The organism is [Mycobacterium] stephanolepidis (assembly GCF_002356335.1).
Taxonomy (GTDB): Bacteria; Actinomycetota; Actinomycetes; order Mycobacteriales; family Mycobacteriaceae; genus Mycobacterium; species Mycobacterium stephanolepidis.
Genome location: NZ_AP018165.1, coordinates 3,638,733 through 3,655,142 on the forward strand (window position 1 = coordinate 3,638,733; position 16,410 = coordinate 3,655,142).

Consider the following 16,410-nt stretch of genomic DNA (forward strand, 5'->3'; position numbering starts at 1 on the left):
GATCGCACGCGGATCGTGGCAGGATTCCGCGGGTGACACCGACGCTGAAGACCCACCGGTACGGCCCCGATGAACCCGCGCGTCTCGTGGCGTTGCACGGACTCACCGGACACGGCAAGCGCTGGGCGCCGCTTCTCGACGAGCACCTGCCGGATGTGCCCACCCTGACACTGGACCTGCTGGGCCACGGGCGCTCCCCCGCGCCCGCGCCGTGGTCACTGGAAGCGCATGCCGATGCGGTTGCCGCGGTGCTCGACGAAACGCACTCGGGGCCCATCGTGGTGGTGGCGCACTCGTTCGGTGGCGCCACCGCGTTGCATCTGGCCGCGCGCAGACCCGACCTCGTGAAGTCGCTCGTGCTGCTGGACCCGGCGATCGGACTGGACGGCGACTGGATGCGTCAGATCGCCGAACAGATGGTGACCTATCCGGATTACACCGACCGTGCCGAGGCAAAGTCGGACAAGGTCGCGGGAGCGTGGTCGGACGTCCCGGACCACGTCATTGAGGCAGAACTGGATGAACACCTGATCGAACTGCCGAACGGTCGGTGGGGCTGGCGCATGAATCTACCCGCCGTAGTCACCGCATGGAGCGAGCTGGCCCGCGATATCGCTCTGCCGGACAACATTATTCGCGTTACCCTACTGCGTGCTACCCGGACCTCACCGCCCTATGTGACCACCGGACTGCTGGACGCTCTTGCCGCCAGGCTCGGCGACCGGTTCGAACTGATAGACATCGACTGCGACCACATGGTGTCCCAATCACGACCCGCCGAAACCGCCGCCGCGATACGGTCACACCTGGAGTAAACATGGCGACCGTCACCGAAGAACAAGTCGAGCTGGTGCGCTCGCTGGTCGCGTCGATACCGGCCGGTCGGGTGGCCACATACGGCGATATCGCCGACGCGGCAGGCCTTTCCAGCGCACGAATCGTCGGATGGATCATGCGCACCGATTCGGCCGACCTCCCCTGGCATCGTGTCATCGGGGCAAGCGGTCGCCCCGCACCTCATATCCGGACCCGACAGCTCGAACTGTTGAGGGCCGAGGGCGTGCTGGCGGTGGACGGACGAATCGCGTTACGCGACGTCCGCCACGGCTTCTAGCGCACCCGGCACCGCCGCCGCCGAAGCGAACCGGCGTACCAGGAGATTCACAATCTCGGGATGCACACCCAACGGCTGCGCGACGCCATCGGCCCCGCACTCGGCCAGGCGCTCCTGAAACAGTCCTTGCGCCAAAAGATATGACGCGATGAACACACGCCGGCCGCTCGCACGCGCTGCTGCGACCACGTCGGGCACCCGCGGTTCACCTGTGGCGACATAGCCCACCCTGACGGGGCCGGTGTGATGCGCCAGCATGTTCGCCGCGGTGTGCACCTCATGACGAGCCCGGGGATCAGAAGACCCTGCCGCCGCGAGCACCACCGCATCGCCATGACGCCACCCGGCCTCGCGCAACCGCTCGGCCATCACCCCGGCCAGCACCGGATCGGGCCCCAATGTTTGGGTCACCGCGACGTTGGGATGTCCACTGAGCTCGACATGCTGCGGAATATCGTGGTGCACATGATATCCCGATGCCAGAAAGGCCGGAACCAAGACCGCGGGACCTTCGATCGTCGACAGCACCTCTGACGGGGTAGGACCCAGCACATCGACGAATGCGGTGCGCACCGCACCTATGCGCGACGACACCGCCTCAGCAAGCGCCGCGATGTTCTCCACGCCGGCGGCCGAACGCGTTCCATGTGCGACCAAGACGTATTCAACTGCGGACGAACCCCGTGTGCGAAGACCGTCATCCATGGCATTCTCCAATCATGGTCGGATCAATCGCCAGCCGATAACCCCGCTTGACCACTGTCTGAATCACTTTCGGCGCACCGAGCGCAGACCGCAGGCGCGTCATCGCCGTCTCAACCGCATGGGTGTCGTCTCCGCCGCCGGGCAGGACACCCAACAGATCTTCGCGAGATACCACCTGACCTGGACGCACCATCAGCCGTTTCATCAACGCCATTCCCGCCGGAGAGATCTGACGCGTCTCGCCGTCAACCGCAATCCCGCAGCTGCGCACACTCACAACATGCCCGCCGGCATGGAAACGCGGTGCACGCCTGGGCAATTCATCAGCAACGTGCCGGGCCAACGCCCCCAGCCGCGCTCGTTCGGGTTGCGTTGTCTGCACACCCAACACTTCCAGCGGCGCCGCGGTCACCGGGCCAACACACAGCGGCGCCACTCTGCCCCGCAGCGCGGACAGTAGCTCATCCAATCGCCCGGTTGCCTTGGCGCGACCAAGCATTGATGCCACCGCGGGAGCGCTTGTGAAACTGATCCCGTCCAGCTCGGCATTGATGGCCATGGAGATCATGCGGTCCATCGGCCGCTGGTCCTCCGGCGGTTCCCAACGGTATACCGGCACCCGAATCACCTGCGCACCAGCGATTGTCAGCGCTTCACAGAGATCGGCGATGGGCTCCCACTCGGTGGCGGCACCGTGAAGCTGCACGGCGATACGCCGGCCCTCGACACCCTCTTCCAGGAGCCTATCCAGCACCTCCGCTGACGACTCGGACGCGGGTGACCACTCTTCACGCAGACCTGCTTGGCGAATCGCCCCAGTAGCTTTCGGCCCGCGGGCGACCAAACGCCCGGACTCCAACGCCGACTTGAGACCTTCAGCCACACCCCATTCGTCAGCGGCTTCGATCCAGCCACGGAACCCGATTCCGGTGGTGGCCACCGTGACGTCGGGCGGGTCGGCGATGACGAGCTCGGTGGCCTCGCGCAACTCGGCGTCATCCGCGAGCGGGATGATCCGGATGGCCGCGGCGTACACAACTGCAGCGCCCCGGCGTTCCAGGAGTGCGATCAATTCCTCCGACCGGCGCGCAGCAGTGACACCGATGGTGAACCCGTCGAGCCGACGCTCTTGTTCGTTACGCGGCAACCGCGTTCCGGTGTCGGCTCCTGAGCATTCCGATTTCGACGTTTCCATTGACCACCCGCACCTCGAAGACTGGCAACCGGCGCGACGCATCATCGAGGCAACGCCCGTCTATTAGCGAGAAGACCTGCTTGAGCAGCGGCGAAGCCACTGTCGGCTCGCCGCCACGGTCACCGGTCAAACCGCGCGACATGACGGCGGCATGACCGTATGGATCGATGTTACCGACCGCGTACAGCTCTCCATTGGACAGCAGAAACAGTGCAGCCTGCACATCATCCGGAAGGAGTACCGCAGCACCCCGGCCAGGAGTGAGCGAGTCCACCGCACAGACCGTCGACCACACGTACTGGTATCGCCTCAGACGGGGGCGAGCGTCCAGAATTGTCATCTCCGGCCCTCCTTCTCGTTGTGTTGTGTCATGTCTACCCCTGTTGTGTTACCCGGGTATTACCGCCGCCGGTTCGCTACGTTGCGGACTCGGTGGCGGACCTGAATCCCGGGGTACCCAAGAGCACCGGAATCTTCCGCGGGCCGCTGTCGTCGAATGCGATGGTGGAGTCGAGCTCTTCGGGCGCGTTCACGAACGACACGAACCGGCGCAGCTTGTCCTCGTCGGCCAGGACGGCCGCCCATTCGTCGGAGTAGCCCTCAACGTGACGTGCCATGGCGGCTTCCAGGTCATCGGCGATACCGAGCGAGTCCTCGCATACCACCGCACGGATGTGATCGAGACCACCCTCGATCGCTTCCTGCCACGGCGCCGTGCGCTGCAGCCGGTCCGCGGTGCGGATGTAGAACATCAGGTAACGGTCGATGTACTTGATCAGCGTCTCTGAATCCAGATCTCCGGCGAGCAGTTTGGCGTGCACCGGGGTGGCGCCACCGTTACCTCCGACATAAAGATTCCAGCCGTTCTCGGTGGCGATGACACCGACGTCCTTGCCCCGGGCTTCGGCGCATTCGCGGGCACATCCCGACACGCCCATCTTGAGCTTGTGCGGGGAACGCAGACCGCGATAACGCAATTCGAGTTCGACGGCCATGCCCACCGAATCCTGAACCCCGTACCGGCACCACGTCGAACCCACGCAACTCTTCACGGTGCGCAGGGACTTGCCGTAAGCCTGCCCGGATTCCATGCCGGCGTCGATGAGTCGCTTCCAGATCAGCGGGAGCTGCTCGACCCGGGCTCCGAACAGATCGATGCGCTGACCACCGGTGATCTTGGTGTACAGCCCGAATTCCTTGGCTACTTCGCCGATGACGATGAGCTTCTCCGGGGTCACTTCGCCGCCCGGCAGGCGCGGCACCACTGAATAAGTGCCGTTCTTCTGCATGTTGGCCAGGAAGTGGTCGTTGGTGTCCTGCAGCGCGGCCTGCTCCCCCTCCAGGATGTGATCGCTGGACGTCGAGGCCAAGATGGACGCGACCGTGGGCTTGCAGATATCGCAGCCGGTTCCGGTGCCGTGCTTGGCGATCAGCTCCGAGAATGTCCGGATGCCGGTCACCTGCACCACCTGGAACAGCTCGGCGCGCGACTGTGCGAAATGCTCGCACAGCGCCTTGGACTGCTCGACACCCTGAGCGGCCAGGATCTGCTTGAGCATGGGAATGCAGCTACCGCAGGATGTTCCGGCGCAGGTTGCCGCCTTGAGAGCGGGCACATCGGTGGCACCCTCACAGATGGCACTGCAGATCGCGCCTTTGGTCACCGCGTTGCACGAGCAGATCTGCGCGTCATCGGGCAGTGCGCCGACGCCGATCTCCGCACCCGAGGGCGCGATCAGTGCAGCCGGGTCTGCCGGCAGTTCCCGGCCGAGCATGGGCCGCAGGGTGCCGTAGGCGCTCGCGTCACCGACGAGGATGCCGCCCAACAAGGTTCGCGCATCGTCGGAGACCACAAGCTTGGCGTAGGTGCCCTTGGTGGCGTCATTGAAGACGACCTCCAGGGCACCGTCGGAGGTACCGTGGGCATCGCCGAAGCTGGCGACATCCACCCCGAGCAACTTGAGCTTGGTGGACAGATCGGCGCCCGGAAACTCGGAGGTGCCGCCGAGTAGCCGGTCCGCGACAATCTCGGCGGTCGTGTACCCGGGCGCGACGAGCCCATAGCAGCGGCCCTCGATGGCGGCTACTTCACCGATCGCATAGATGTGCAGATCGCTTGTTTGGCAACCGGAATCGGTGAATATGCCTCCGCGTTCGGCCAACTCAAGGCCGCATTCCCGGGCCAGCTCATCACGCGGCCGGATGCCCGCCGAGAACACCAACACCGAGGCATCGATCGCGGATCCGTCCGACAGCTGTATGGACAGCGTTCCGTCTTCTGCCTTCTCGATGGCCGCCGTGGACACGCTGGTGTGCACCGTCAGCCCGAGATCGGTCACCAGCCGGGTCAGCAGGGCACCGCCACCCTCGTCGACCTGCAGGTGCATGAGGCGAGGATTGAGCTCCACGACGTGCGGGGCCAAGCCCATGAGGCGCAACGCATTCGCGGCTTCCAAACCGAGCAGCCCACCGCCGATGACGACACCCGCAGCACCGGGCGACTTGTCGGCGACGGCCTTGATGGCGTCCAGATCATCCATGGTGCGGTAGACGAAGCAGCCGTCGGCGTCACCACCGGGCACCGGGGGCACAAACGGGTATGAGCCGGTGGCCATCACGAGCGCGTCGTAATCCAGGACGGTGCCCGCCTCGGTGGTGACCGTCTGCCCCGCCCGGTCGATTCCGACCACCCGGTCCCCGAGATGAAGAGTCACCATGGGGTCATCGGCATAGCTGTTTCCGATGAGCGCCAACGAGTCCCGGTCCCAGCTCTCGATGTACGAGGACAGGGCCACGCGGTCGTAGGCGGCGTCGGCTTCCTCGCCGAGGACGGTGACCTGCCACTGATCGGTGGCGTCACGCTCGCGAAGCACCTGGACAAATCGGTGGCCGACCATTCCATGGCCGATGACGACGACTTTCTTGTTCATGACTTTCACACCGCCACTTCGTCTTTGGAATTGGAGAGCACCGGCACGGTGACTCCCACCGGGCGCCTCACGTAGGCGTACCAGGTGACCACCGCGCAGACCACGTAGAAGGCGAGGAACACCCAGAACGCCATGGTGGCCGACTTGGCGGCACTGAGGTAGGACGCGCGCAGCACCAAGTTGATGGCCACACCACCGAGCGCGCCGATGGCTCCGGCCACACCGATCAAGGCACCCGACATGGTGCGCGACCAGGTTTCATCGAGTCCGGCGCTATGCGCCTTGGCGGCGAAGATCGACGGAATCATCTTGTACACCGAGCCATTGCCGATGCCGGAGACAACGAACAGGACGATGAAGCCCACGACGTAGGCGGTCATGATGGCTCCGGAGGGTGCGCCGGCCGTACTGTCGTCGATGGTTCCGGCGGATACCAGGATGCCCGCGCCGAAGATCATCGCGACAAAGGCGTACAGCGAGATCTTGCCGCCGCCCGTGCGGTCCGAAAGCCAGCCGCCGAACGGGCGGGCCAGCGAGCCGAGCAGCGGTCCGATGAATGCGATCTGCGCGGCGTGCAGCGATGCCTGCGCCGCGGCCTGCGCCGGGGTCAGGCCGCTGTGTGCGAGCCCGGCAAGGAAGTTCAGCTGCAGTATCTGTCCGAACGCGAAGCTGAACCCGATGAAGGAACCGAAGGTGCCGATGTACAGGAAGGCGATGATCCACGAATCCCGGTACTTCATCACGTTGATGAGCGAGCGGCCGTCGGTCTTCTGGTTCGCGAGGTTGTCCATGAACAGCGCCGCCCCCACGGCGGCGAAGGCGATCAGCACGAGGTAGATACCCGCCACCCAGTGCGGTGAACGGTTCCCGGCGGTGGCGATGACGAGCAGGCCGAGCACCTGAATCACCGGGACTCCGATGTTCCCGCCACCCGCGTTGAGCCCCAGCGCCCAGCCCTTGAAGCGTTGCGGATAAAAGGCATTGATGTTGGTCATCGAGGAGGCGAAGTTTCCACCACCGAATCCCGCGACCGCCGCCACGATCATGAAGGTGGTGTACGACGTCTCGGGGTGCGCCATGAAATACAAGGCGAGCGAGGTCGGCACCGCCAGGACCAAGGCGCTGAAGATGGTCCAGTTGCGTCCACCGAACCATGCGGTGGCGAAGGTGTATGGCAGTCGCAGCACGGCACCGACCAGGGTCGGCATGGCCACCAGGAAGAACTTTCCGGCGGCATCGATGTGATAGACGTTCTGCGGCATGAACAGAACCATCACCGACCAGATGGACCACACCGAGAACCCGACGTGTTCGGCGACCACCGACCAGATCAGGTTGCGCCGCGCCACTTTCGCACCGCCGTTTTCCCAGGCGGCGACATCCTCCGGATCCCAGTTCTCAATCCAGCGTCCGCGCCGTGCAATTGGGGCTGCTGCCGTGTTGTTCGCCATGCAAGCAAGGTAGAAAAATCTTGTTGCAGCGGCGCTGCTGGCGATGACCGAGCCATCACATCTCGCTCACATGAGTCTGTCATGTCGCGGTGAGGGTCCCTGAACGTGTCACATCGAGGCCCAAAAGTGATGCACGTTACAGCGTGAGGCGCACCAGGGCCGCGGTCCGCGCCAGCCCCGGGAAGGACTGCGCAGACGAACGGGGGTGCAGTGCGTGCACGGCCAACCGGAAGATCAAGGCCCGCAACAGCATCTGCGGCCACTCCGGCAAGGTCGCCCAGCGTTCGATAAGACCGTCGTCCGCGTCACCCCAAGACAGCGCATCCACCACCGCAACACCTGCCGCCCAGGACGCAGGACGCCAGTAGGGCGTGATGTCGGTGATGCCGGGCGCGGCGGCCCCCGCGAAAAGCACCGTACCGTACAGGTCTCCATGGACCAGCTGCGGTGGACTCTTGGTGGGCCGACGCAGGCTCGCCAATTGATTGATCAGATCTATGGATCGCTGGCCATCGGGGGAACCGGGCGACACCCGGGCCGCGGAGGGCCAGGATTGCAGAGGTCGGTCTTCCCAGGCCGCACGATCGGCCGCGATGAACACATCGACATCGGCCCAGGGCGCCACCGGAGGCTGGGTCAAAAATCGGGGACGTTCCAGCTTGGAGGTGGCCTCATGGAGGCGCACCGACAGCGACACGACCTCGTCGTGCCGGGGCTCGGGCGCACCCGCAACGAATGTGTCCGCACGCCAACCCGATACGACATAGCGCCCGTCGGTGGAGCGAACCGGCCGGGCCAACCGCACCCCGTCGATGAACAGGGTGTCGCGCACCTTGGCAGACCACGCGGCACGCGCATGATCCGCTACCAGTGACAACACCACTTCACCGCAGCGCCAGCCACCCTCCCATGTCGGGCCGAGCTGGACTGGTTTGACGCCGCTGAGCCCGTAAGTCGCGAGCACGTGCTCGGGTGGGCGGTCCACAGTCACGCGGGATACGTTACCGCCTGCAACGAACTGGATTGTGTTCGCTCGGAGTTCGTGTCGGCAGTCACAGATGGGACGTCCCGCAATATGGGGCTGTTGCTGGTTCCCATCGATCAGTACATGACCATGTCGGGGTCCACCTGTTTGGCCCAGGCGGCGATGCCGCCCTGGAGGTGTACCGCGTCCGCGAAACCCGCCTTCTTGACGGCCACAAGCGCCTCTGCCGAACGAATCCCCGTCTTGCAGTACAGCACCGCCTGACGGTCCTGCGGCAGCTTGGCAAGGCCGGCTCCGGACTCCAGCGTCGACTTGGGCACCAACTCGGCACCGTCGATGTGGACGATGTCCCATTCGACGGGCTCGCGCACGTCGATCAGCGCCACCTTCTTGTCGGCGTCGAGCAATTCGCGCAGCTCACGAGGGGTAATGGTGGAATCGGCGACCGCAGCGGACGCCTCGTCGCTGATCACGCCGCAGAACGCGTCATAGTCGATGAGCTCGGTGATCTTGGGCGTGGCCGGATCCTTACGGATCTTGATCGTGCGGTAGGTCATGTCGAGCGCGTCGTACACCATGAGTCTGCCGAGCAAGGAGTCGCCGATTCCGGTGATCAGCTTGATGGCCTCGGTACCCATCACCGAGGCGATGGAGGCGCACAGGATGCCCAGCACGCCGCCCTCCGCACAGGACGGCACCATGCCCGGAGGCGGCGGCTCGGGGTACAGATCGCGGTAATTCAATCCGAGCCCGTCGGGCGCGTCCTCCCAGAAGACCGATACCTGGCCCTCGAAACGGTAGATCGAGCCCCACACGTAGGGCTTGTGTGCGAGCACCGCGGCGTCGTTGACCAGGTAGCGCGTCGCGAAGTTGTCGGTGCCGTCCAGGATCAGGTCGTACTGCGTGAACAGGTTCAGCGCGTTGTCGGGGTCCAGGCGCAGCTCATGCAACCGCACCTCGACCAGCGGATTGATCTCCAGCACCGAGTCACGCGCGCTCTGCGCCTTGGACCTGCCGATATCGGACTGGCCGTGGATGATCTGGCGCTGCAGGTTGGACTCGTCGACAACGTCGAACTCGACAATGCCGATGGTGCCGACACCCGCGGCGGCCAGGTACAAGAGTGTCGGAGATCCGAGACCGCCCGCACCGATGACGAGCACCTTGGCGTTCTTGAGACGTTTCTGCCCGTCGCCGCCCAGGTCGGGGATGATCAGATGCCGGCTGTACCGCGCCACTTCCTCGCGGGTCAGATCGGCGGCGGGACTTACCAACGGCGGCAATGTGGGCACCGTGACTCCTGTAACTCGAGTTCCTCAGGGCTGTCTGTAAGGGCTACAACTGCATCAACAGTATCGGGATGCCAACCCTTCCCGAGCCGGGAGTGCCGCTACGGAATCGGATACGGCCAGGGATTCGTGCGGCAGCTCTTACCGTCGGGCTTGATCGAATCCGCGTCGAACTTCGCCGCGTCGTTGTTGTTGGTGCTGAATGTCTGCTGCATCATCACCGGCGCCAGCTGTTGGTCCTGCTCGCACGGTTCGTGGACCCGATAACCGATGGCATGTCCGACTTCGTGGTTGATGACGTACTGGCGGTACGAGGTGATGTCCCCCTGGAACGGCACGGCACCGCGTACCCACCGCGCCTCGTTGATGAACACGCGCCGGTCACCGTTTTCGCCGTACCGCGGGTTGTAGCACGAGGCTTCGAGCTGAATCTCGTAGCCACAGCCCTCGCGCACCGTCGCCGGCGACGTCAGCGAGATCCGGAAATCTGGTGTGCCGGAGTCGATCCGAACAAACCCGAACTGCGGATTATGCGTCCAGCTCTTCTGGCTGGCCAATGTCTCGGTCACCATGCGCGCGAAGAGATCGTCGCCGCCGAAACCCATGGTGTCGATGCCGTCTTCGACCTCGATGGTGTACGCGAACACCTTCGCCGCGCCCGTCCCGATCTGGGGTGTCGTACCCGGTACGACGTGCCAGGACTTGGCGCCCGCCTCGGTGAACGACTCCCCCTCCGGCAGCACGCCGGTGGGCAGGGTCGCATCGAACTGGGTGAGGCCCTTGGGTGGAGCGCCGATGATCGCGTCACCCAGTGCGCCGATGGATGGCGGATCGGCGACGGGTTCGTTAGGACCGGTACCCGCGTGTGAGGGTTCGCGCTGCGTGACCGTCTGGTAGCCGACAAAGACGGTCAACCCGACCAGCAACGGAATGGCGTATGCGCGCCATCCATAGGTGGAGATGAAACGGCCGAGCCAAGTCTGCTTGCGCCAGCGTTCGCGATCGCGCCGGTCTGAACGGATACGTCCGCTTCCCTCGGCGAGCGGATCGCGCTGGGCGCGCAGTGGCTCGTAGCGTTCGGAGGACTCCTGCACGGGGAGTCGACTCATGGTTTCTGGCATGGACCTACGATTATGCGCCCATTGGTGCCGGTCGTAGGTCACCGGGCAAGAATGGCATAGCGACAGGCCATCACGCCTCGGGCACGCCGCCGGATGCCAGGAGTACTGTCTGTAGTTCGGGTTCAGGCGGATTGAATAGCCGTTTGAGTGAGATGGCGTGGGCGACCATTACGTCGTGTGCGCGCAGAGGATAAGGACATGCGTGATCTTGCGAATCTGGCCGGGCGTCGAGGCACGGTGAACTCGGCGGTGGCGACGCAGGATTCGACTCAGGGAAATGCACGACGTGGTGGACGACTGCCGCGCGACGAGCGCCGCGGCCAGCTGGTGGGCTCTGCCAGTGAGATATTCGTCGACCGCGGTTACCACGCGGCGGGCATGGATGAAATCGCCGAACGGGCGGGCGTAAGCAAACCAGTTCTCTACCAACACTTTCCGAGCAAGCTGGAGCTGTACCTCGAGGTGCTGCACAAGCACGCCGACAATCTGGTTTCCAGTGTGCGACAGGCGTTGCGCACCACCACCGACAACCGTCAGCGCTTACGCGCAGCCGTGATGGCGTTCTTCGATTTCGTCGAGCACGACAGCCAGGGCTACCGGCTGATCTTCGAAAACGACCTGGTGGGCGTCCCACAGGTCAGCGAACGCGTCGAAGGCGCGATCAGCGCATGCACCGACGCGGTCTTCGACCTGGTCAGCCACGATTCCGGACTGGACCCCCACCATGCCCGCATGGTGGCCGTGGGCCTGGTCGGGATCAGTCAGGTGAGCGCCCGCTACTGGCTGGACAACGAGAAGCCCATCTCCAAGGACGACGCGGTCAACGCCACCGTCGGGTTTGCCTGGGGCGGGCTCTCACACGTTCCGCTGCAGCCGCTGGACTAGCCGCTGAAACCGACGCGACGCGCGTCGGCAACGCCGATCTCCACGTAGGCGATCCGGGCCGCCGAGATCAGGTACTTGCGACCCTTCTGGTCGGTGAGGTTCAGCACATCCGATTCCTTGGCGAGCGCCGCGGATACGACCTTTTCGACGTCAGCCGGGGTCTGATCGCTCGAAATGACCAGCTCGCGCGGGCTATCTGTGACACCGATCTTGATCTCCACGGGGACACCTTTCCAAGTTATCGAGCCACCATTGAGCTCGTATCGACGAGGTTAGCCGACGCGCTTCACGCCGACACACCTCGCATGATCGTGCCAGTTCTTTAGTCACAGCAGTAACATCAGCATCAGATTTCACATTTGATATGGGGCTGAGAGGAAGCGCTGATCATGGTCGGTTATCGCGGAGATTCTCGGTACTCGAGTGACTACGAGCCCTACGACGACCCGTACGACTCCGAGACGACACCGCAGTACAGCCATTACTCGGGTCTCGACGAGGACTTCGAGTACCGGCCCCCGGGCTCCAACGAGAACTGGAAATGGGTCGCGTCCATCGCCGGAGCCGTGCTGGCGATCGCCGTCATCGCGACCGCGGTCGTGCTCAGTGGCGGCGAAGACAAGCCGCCGGCCGCCGCCATCACCACACCCGTGCCCTCGCTGACTCCGGTGACCACCACCGCGCCCCCGCCGCCACCCTCGGCGACATCGACGCAACCGTCGACGACAACCGTGACGAGCACCCCTGTGCAGGAGACGCCGAGCACCGCGCCGTCCACCGAGGCGCCGGCACCCGAGCCTCCCCCGTCCAACCCGATGCTTCCGCCGGAAGGTCAGCGGCCGATCACGCCCGCGGCATTCGCGTACTACGTGACGGGAAACCAGACACCGGGCGATCTGCTCACGATCACCTACACCGACGGCAACGGCACAACGCGGACCGTGCTCGGCGCCTCCCTGCCCTGGACGATGATCGTGACCCCGAGCCCCGGCATCACCGGCGGGTCGATCACCGCGACAAGCTTCGCGAGCCAGATCAACTGCTCGATCACCAACAGCGAGAGTCAGATACTGGCGGTGCAGAGCAGCAACAGCATCATCGCGCGCTGCGCCAAGTAGATCTCGTCGCTACGCGAGCCCGAGGACGGCCATCCGCTCGGTGTGCGCCTTCTGCAGCCGCTCGAAGAACTCGTTGAGGTTCCCCAAACCGGCATCGCCGGACATCACCAGCTCGGCGAGCTCATCGTGCCCAGCCAGCACGTGCTGCGCCTGCGTCACGGCCTCACCCAGCAGCCGCCGCCCCCACAGGGTGAGCCGGTTGCGCTGCTGCGGGTTGTCCTTGACTGCCTCACGCACCTGAGCGATAACGAACTCCGAATGCCCCGTGGTACCCAACACCGACTTGAGAACCGCCGCCGATTCACCCGGTAACGAGGCCACGACCTCGCCATAAAAATCGGCCGCCAACGAGTCGCCGATATACGCCTTCACCATGGCCTCCAGCCAGGTCCGCGGCAGCGTCAGCGAGTGGTAGTTCTCCAGTGTCTTGACGTACGGCTCCATGGCCGCCAGGACATCAACTCCGTTGGCCTCCATCGCATCCCGCAGCACCTCGTAGTGGCGCATCTGCGAAGCGGCCATGCTGGCGATGGCGATCTTGCTCGCCAGATCGGGTGCCATCTTGGACTCATCGGTCAGCCGGTAGAACGCCGCGATCTCGCCGTACGCGATCACCGCGAACAGCTGATTGACGCCGGGAGGATCGAGGTCCGTACTCATGCCTGGAACTCTAGTCGGGGGCCCACGGCAGAACACCGATCTGCGCGGCAAAGCACGGCGAATCGGAAAAACGCAGCTCACCCGCTACCATGGTCGCAGGACGAACGCCCTGACCACGAAGCACCCAGGGATTTCTCCCACAGGAAATGTGCGTGCACGTGCTGCCCTCGCCAATAGACGCGAGCCCGGCCCCTTGGAATCTTAGGAATCCGACCTACCGATCGTGCGCGCTGAGCGAAAACACGAAAGGTACGTACACCCACCCATGAGTCACATCGAACACACCTTTGCCCAGCTCGGGGTCCGCGACGAGATCGTTCGCGCCCTGCGTGAGGTCGGAATCGAGCATCCGTTCGCCATCCAGGAGCTCACCCTTCCCCTCGCCCTCGGCGGCTCGGACCTCATCGGCCAGGCCCGCACCGGTATGGGCAAGACCTACGCGTTCGGCGTCCCGCTGCTGCATCGCATCGCCACCGGCGTCGAGGATCGACCGCTCAACGGCACCCCCCGCGCGCTGGTCGTGGTGCCGACCCGCGAGCTGTGCATCCAGGTCTACGAAGACCTCATCAAGGCATCCAAGTACCTGTCGGCCGGTGACCGCGACTTCAGCGTCGTCTCCATCTATGGCGGACGCCCGTACGAGGCGCAGATCGAGTCGCTGCGCGCCGGCGCGGATGTCGTTGTCGGAACACCCGGACGTCTGCTTGATCTGGCACAACAGGGGCACCTGCAGCTGGGTGGTCTGGCCATGCTGGTGCTCGACGAGGCCGACGAGATGCTGGACCTGGGCTTCCTGCCCGATATCGAGCGCATTCTGGCACTGGCGCCGTCCGCCGAATCGGGCCGGCAGTCGATGCTGTTCTCGGCCACCATGCCCGATGCCATCATCACCCTGGCCCGCACGTTCATGAATCGTCCGACCCATATCCGGGCCGAAGCCCCCCATTCATCGTCTGTGCACGACTCGACCGAGCAGTTCGTGTACCGCGCACATGCGCTGGACAAGATCGAGCTGGTCAGCCGCATCCTGCAGGCCGAGGGCCGTGGCGCCACCATGATCTTCACCCGCACCAAACGCACCGCCCAGAAGGTGTCCGACGAGCTGGCCGAGCGCGGTTTCGTCGTCGGCGCGGTGCACGGTGACCTCGGTCAGATCGCGCGCGAAAAGGCGCTGTCCGCCTTCCGTTCCGGTGAGATCAGCGTGCTGGTCGCAACCGACGTTGCCGCCCGCGGCATCGACATCGACGATGTCACCCACGTCATTAACTACCAGTGCCCCGAGGACGACAAGACCTACGTGCACCGCATCGGACGCACCGGCCGTGCCGGACGCACCGGCATCGCGGTCACCCTCGTCGACTGGGATGACATCGCGCGCTGGCAGCTGATCGACAAGGCACTCGGCCTCGGCGTACCCGATCCCGACGAAACCTATTCCACCTCACCGCATTTGTTCACCGAGCTGAACATCCCCGCCGATGTGACCGGTTCGGTCGGCCCCAAGTTCGCCGGCGGACCCAAGCGCCGCGAGCCGCGGGCCGAGCGCACCGAAGGCGACAAGCCCAAGCGCACCCGCACCCGTCGGCGCACCCGCGCGGGTGAGTCCGCCGACGCTTCGGCCGCCGAAGCACCGGCGGTAGTGGCTACCGCCGAGGGTGACCAGCCTGCTGCCGCGCGCCGTCGTCGGCGCCGTCGTCGTCCCAACGCGGCCGCTGCCACCACCGCCACGGCGTGATCGCACCGGAGCGGCGCAGCCGGGCCGACATCATTGCTGCGGCGGTGATCGCCGCCGTGGTCGCCGTTACCGGTGCCACGATCTGGTGGACCAGCGACGCCCGCGCCACCGTCAGCCATCCCGCAGCCGGCGACATCAAACGCCCGATGAGCGCTACCCGGGTTCCCGACTCGGTGCGCGAACTCTGGTCCGCCGCCAGTGGAGCCACCAAGGGGCCGGCCATCGCGAGCGGCGCGGTCGTCAGCGCCGACGGACACGAAGTGGTGGCCCATGACCCGGTAACCGGCGCCCAGCTGTGGTCTTACGCGCGCCGCAATCTCGATCTGTGCGGCGCGATCGGCTTCATCGACGACGCGGTGGCGGTCTATCGAGACGCACGTGGATGTGGCCAAGTCACCATGATCGACGGACAGACCGGCCGCCGGGGCCCGCTGCGCAGCAGCCCCAACGACCCGAAGGTGTCGTTGTCCACCGATGGCACCTATGTGCTGGCGCTCGGCAGTACCCGGCTTGAACTGTGGCGTTCGGACATGGTGCGCACCCTGGAGTACGGACGAGTCGTCGCTCCCCTGAACCCCAACAGCCAGCCCCGTGTGGATTGCACGCTGAAATCGGGTGCCGTCGGGTCCAGTGTGCTCGCGGTACTGGAAACCTGCCCGCAGGACTCCACCCTGCGGCTGACGTTGCAAAAGCCCACGCCGAAAGACAACGACAAGCCCGAGGAGCTCTACTCGGCGGCGCTGCCCGGAGTTGAACGCGGCTCCGCGGCCAAGGTGCTCGCGGTCGCGGAAACCCGGACGGCCGTGTATCTGCCCGGCACGCACAATGAATTGGTGGTGTTCGACGACCACGGAATGCGCGTCGGCGCGACAGCCCTACCGGGCGAGGTGGTCCAGTCCAACACCGCCGCCCAGGCAGGCGACGTCGTCACCTGGTGGACGGGCAATCAGGTGCTGGTGCTGGGCGGCTTCGATCTCGCCTACCGATTCGTCCTGCCCACCACCAAGAAGCCACTGGGGCCGGGTACGGCCATGGCCGGTGAGTTACTGATCCCCGTCGAGGGCGGGATCGACGTCTTCAACATGACCACCGGAGAATTCCGGAAATCCATTGCCGTACAACGTGACCCGGCTGACGAGAAGGGCCCCGTCATCAGCGCCGTAGTCGGCAATACGTTGGTGGAGCAACGCGGGTCCCGAATCTTCACCCTGGGCTGACTCAC

At 64.9% G+C, this 16,410-nt stretch carries 16 protein-coding genes; 6 read left to right on the plus strand and 10 right to left on the minus strand.

Features of this window, described 5'->3' with window-relative positions; all coding sequences use genetic code 11:
- Positions 1-32: 32 nt before the first annotated feature.
- Complete coding sequence (locus MSTE_RS18105; RefSeq protein WP_096503304.1) at positions 33-815, plus strand: alpha/beta fold hydrolase; 783 nt, start codon at positions 33-35, stop codon at positions 813-815.
- Between the two features lie 2 nt (positions 816-817).
- The gene (locus MSTE_RS18110; RefSeq protein WP_070938746.1) at positions 818-1,114 is read left to right on the plus strand and encodes an MGMT family protein; all 297 of its coding nucleotides are present in this window, start codon (positions 818-820) and stop codon (positions 1,112-1,114) included.
- Here the strand turns inward: MSTE_RS18110 and MSTE_RS18115 are convergent.
- The 8 genes from MSTE_RS18115 to MSTE_RS18150 form a co-directional block, all read right to left on the minus strand.
- A complete protein-coding gene (locus tag MSTE_RS18115) occupies positions 1,088-1,819 on the minus strand; it encodes a sirohydrochlorin chelatase (RefSeq protein ID WP_096503306.1) in 732 nt (243 codons plus the stop codon). The two genes, MSTE_RS18110 and MSTE_RS18115, sit on opposite strands and share 27 nt — an antisense overlap.
- Positions 1,812-2,966: a uroporphyrinogen-III synthase gene (locus MSTE_RS18120; RefSeq protein ID WP_030096952.1), complete on the minus strand. Its 1,155-nt coding sequence runs from the start codon at positions 2,964-2,966 to the stop codon at positions 1,812-1,814. Before MSTE_RS18120 ends, MSTE_RS18115 begins: the two co-directional genes overlap by 8 nt.
- The gene (gene nirD / locus MSTE_RS18125) at positions 2,956-3,309 is read right to left on the minus strand and encodes a nitrite reductase small subunit NirD (protein ID WP_096506061.1); all 354 of its coding nucleotides are present in this window, start codon (positions 3,307-3,309) and stop codon (positions 2,956-2,958) included. The genes MSTE_RS18120 and nirD overlap by 11 nt, the downstream gene beginning before the upstream one ends.
- A 121-nt stretch (positions 3,310-3,430) precedes the next feature.
- Complete coding sequence (gene nirB, locus MSTE_RS18130; protein WP_096506063.1) at positions 3,431-5,944, minus strand: nitrite reductase large subunit NirB; 2,514 nt, start codon at positions 5,942-5,944, stop codon at positions 3,431-3,433.
- A 5-nt stretch (positions 5,945-5,949) separates the two neighbouring features.
- Positions 5,950-7,395 carry a nitrate/nitrite transporter gene (locus tag MSTE_RS18135; protein WP_096503308.1) on the minus strand — a complete coding sequence of 482 codons (1,446 nt, stop codon included), beginning with the start codon at positions 7,393-7,395 and terminating at the stop codon, positions 5,950-5,952.
- Positions 7,396-7,531: 136 nt separating this feature from the next.
- A complete protein-coding gene (locus MSTE_RS18140) occupies positions 7,532-8,386 on the minus strand; it encodes a TIGR02569 family protein (protein ID WP_030096948.1) in 855 nt (284 codons plus the stop codon).
- Positions 8,387-8,496: 110 nt separating this feature from the next.
- On the minus strand, positions 8,497-9,663 hold the full coding sequence (gene moeZ, locus MSTE_RS18145) for an adenylyltransferase/sulfurtransferase MoeZ (RefSeq protein WP_193442106.1): 1,167 nt from the start codon (positions 9,661-9,663) through the stop codon (positions 8,497-8,499).
- Between the two features lie 107 nt (positions 9,664-9,770).
- The gene (locus MSTE_RS18150; RefSeq protein ID WP_162291456.1) at positions 9,771-10,790 is read right to left on the minus strand and encodes a DUF3152 domain-containing protein; all 1,020 of its coding nucleotides are present in this window, start codon (positions 10,788-10,790) and stop codon (positions 9,771-9,773) included.
- A 198-nt stretch (positions 10,791-10,988) separates the two neighbouring features.
- Here MSTE_RS18150 and MSTE_RS18155 point away from each other — a divergent pair, with 198 nt between their 5' ends.
- Positions 10,989-11,675 carry a TetR/AcrR family transcriptional regulator gene (locus MSTE_RS18155; RefSeq protein ID WP_096506065.1) on the plus strand — a complete coding sequence of 229 codons (687 nt, stop codon included), beginning with the start codon at positions 10,989-10,991 and terminating at the stop codon, positions 11,673-11,675.
- Here the strand turns inward: MSTE_RS18155 and MSTE_RS18160 are convergent.
- On the minus strand, positions 11,672-11,896 hold the full coding sequence (locus MSTE_RS18160; protein ID WP_030096944.1) for a DUF3107 domain-containing protein: 225 nt from the start codon (positions 11,894-11,896) through the stop codon (positions 11,672-11,674). The genes MSTE_RS18155 and MSTE_RS18160 overlap by 4 nt on opposite strands.
- A gap of 168 nt (positions 11,897-12,064) precedes the next feature.
- Here MSTE_RS18160 and MSTE_RS18165 point away from each other — a divergent pair, with 168 nt between their 5' ends.
- Positions 12,065-12,793: an MmpS family transport accessory protein gene (locus MSTE_RS18165; RefSeq protein WP_096503314.1), complete on the plus strand. Its 729-nt coding sequence runs from the start codon at positions 12,065-12,067 to the stop codon at positions 12,791-12,793.
- A gap of 9 nt (positions 12,794-12,802) precedes the next feature.
- Here the strand turns inward: MSTE_RS18165 and MSTE_RS18170 are convergent, their stop codons facing one another.
- Entirely contained in the window at positions 12,803-13,453 is a 651-nt protein-coding gene (locus MSTE_RS18170; protein WP_030096942.1) for a ferritin-like fold-containing protein, read from the minus strand.
- 265 nt (positions 13,454-13,718) lie between these two features.
- On the opposite strand from MSTE_RS18170, the gene MSTE_RS18175 reads away from it, so the two are divergent.
- Positions 13,719-15,188: a DEAD/DEAH box helicase gene (locus MSTE_RS18175; RefSeq protein WP_096503316.1), complete on the plus strand. Its 1,470-nt coding sequence runs from the start codon at positions 13,719-13,721 to the stop codon at positions 15,186-15,188.
- A complete protein-coding gene (locus MSTE_RS18180) occupies positions 15,185-16,405 on the plus strand; it encodes an Rv3212 family protein (protein WP_096503318.1) in 1,221 nt (406 codons plus the stop codon). The genes MSTE_RS18175 and MSTE_RS18180 overlap by 4 nt, the downstream gene beginning before the upstream one ends.
- Positions 16,406-16,410 lie beyond the last annotated feature (5 nt).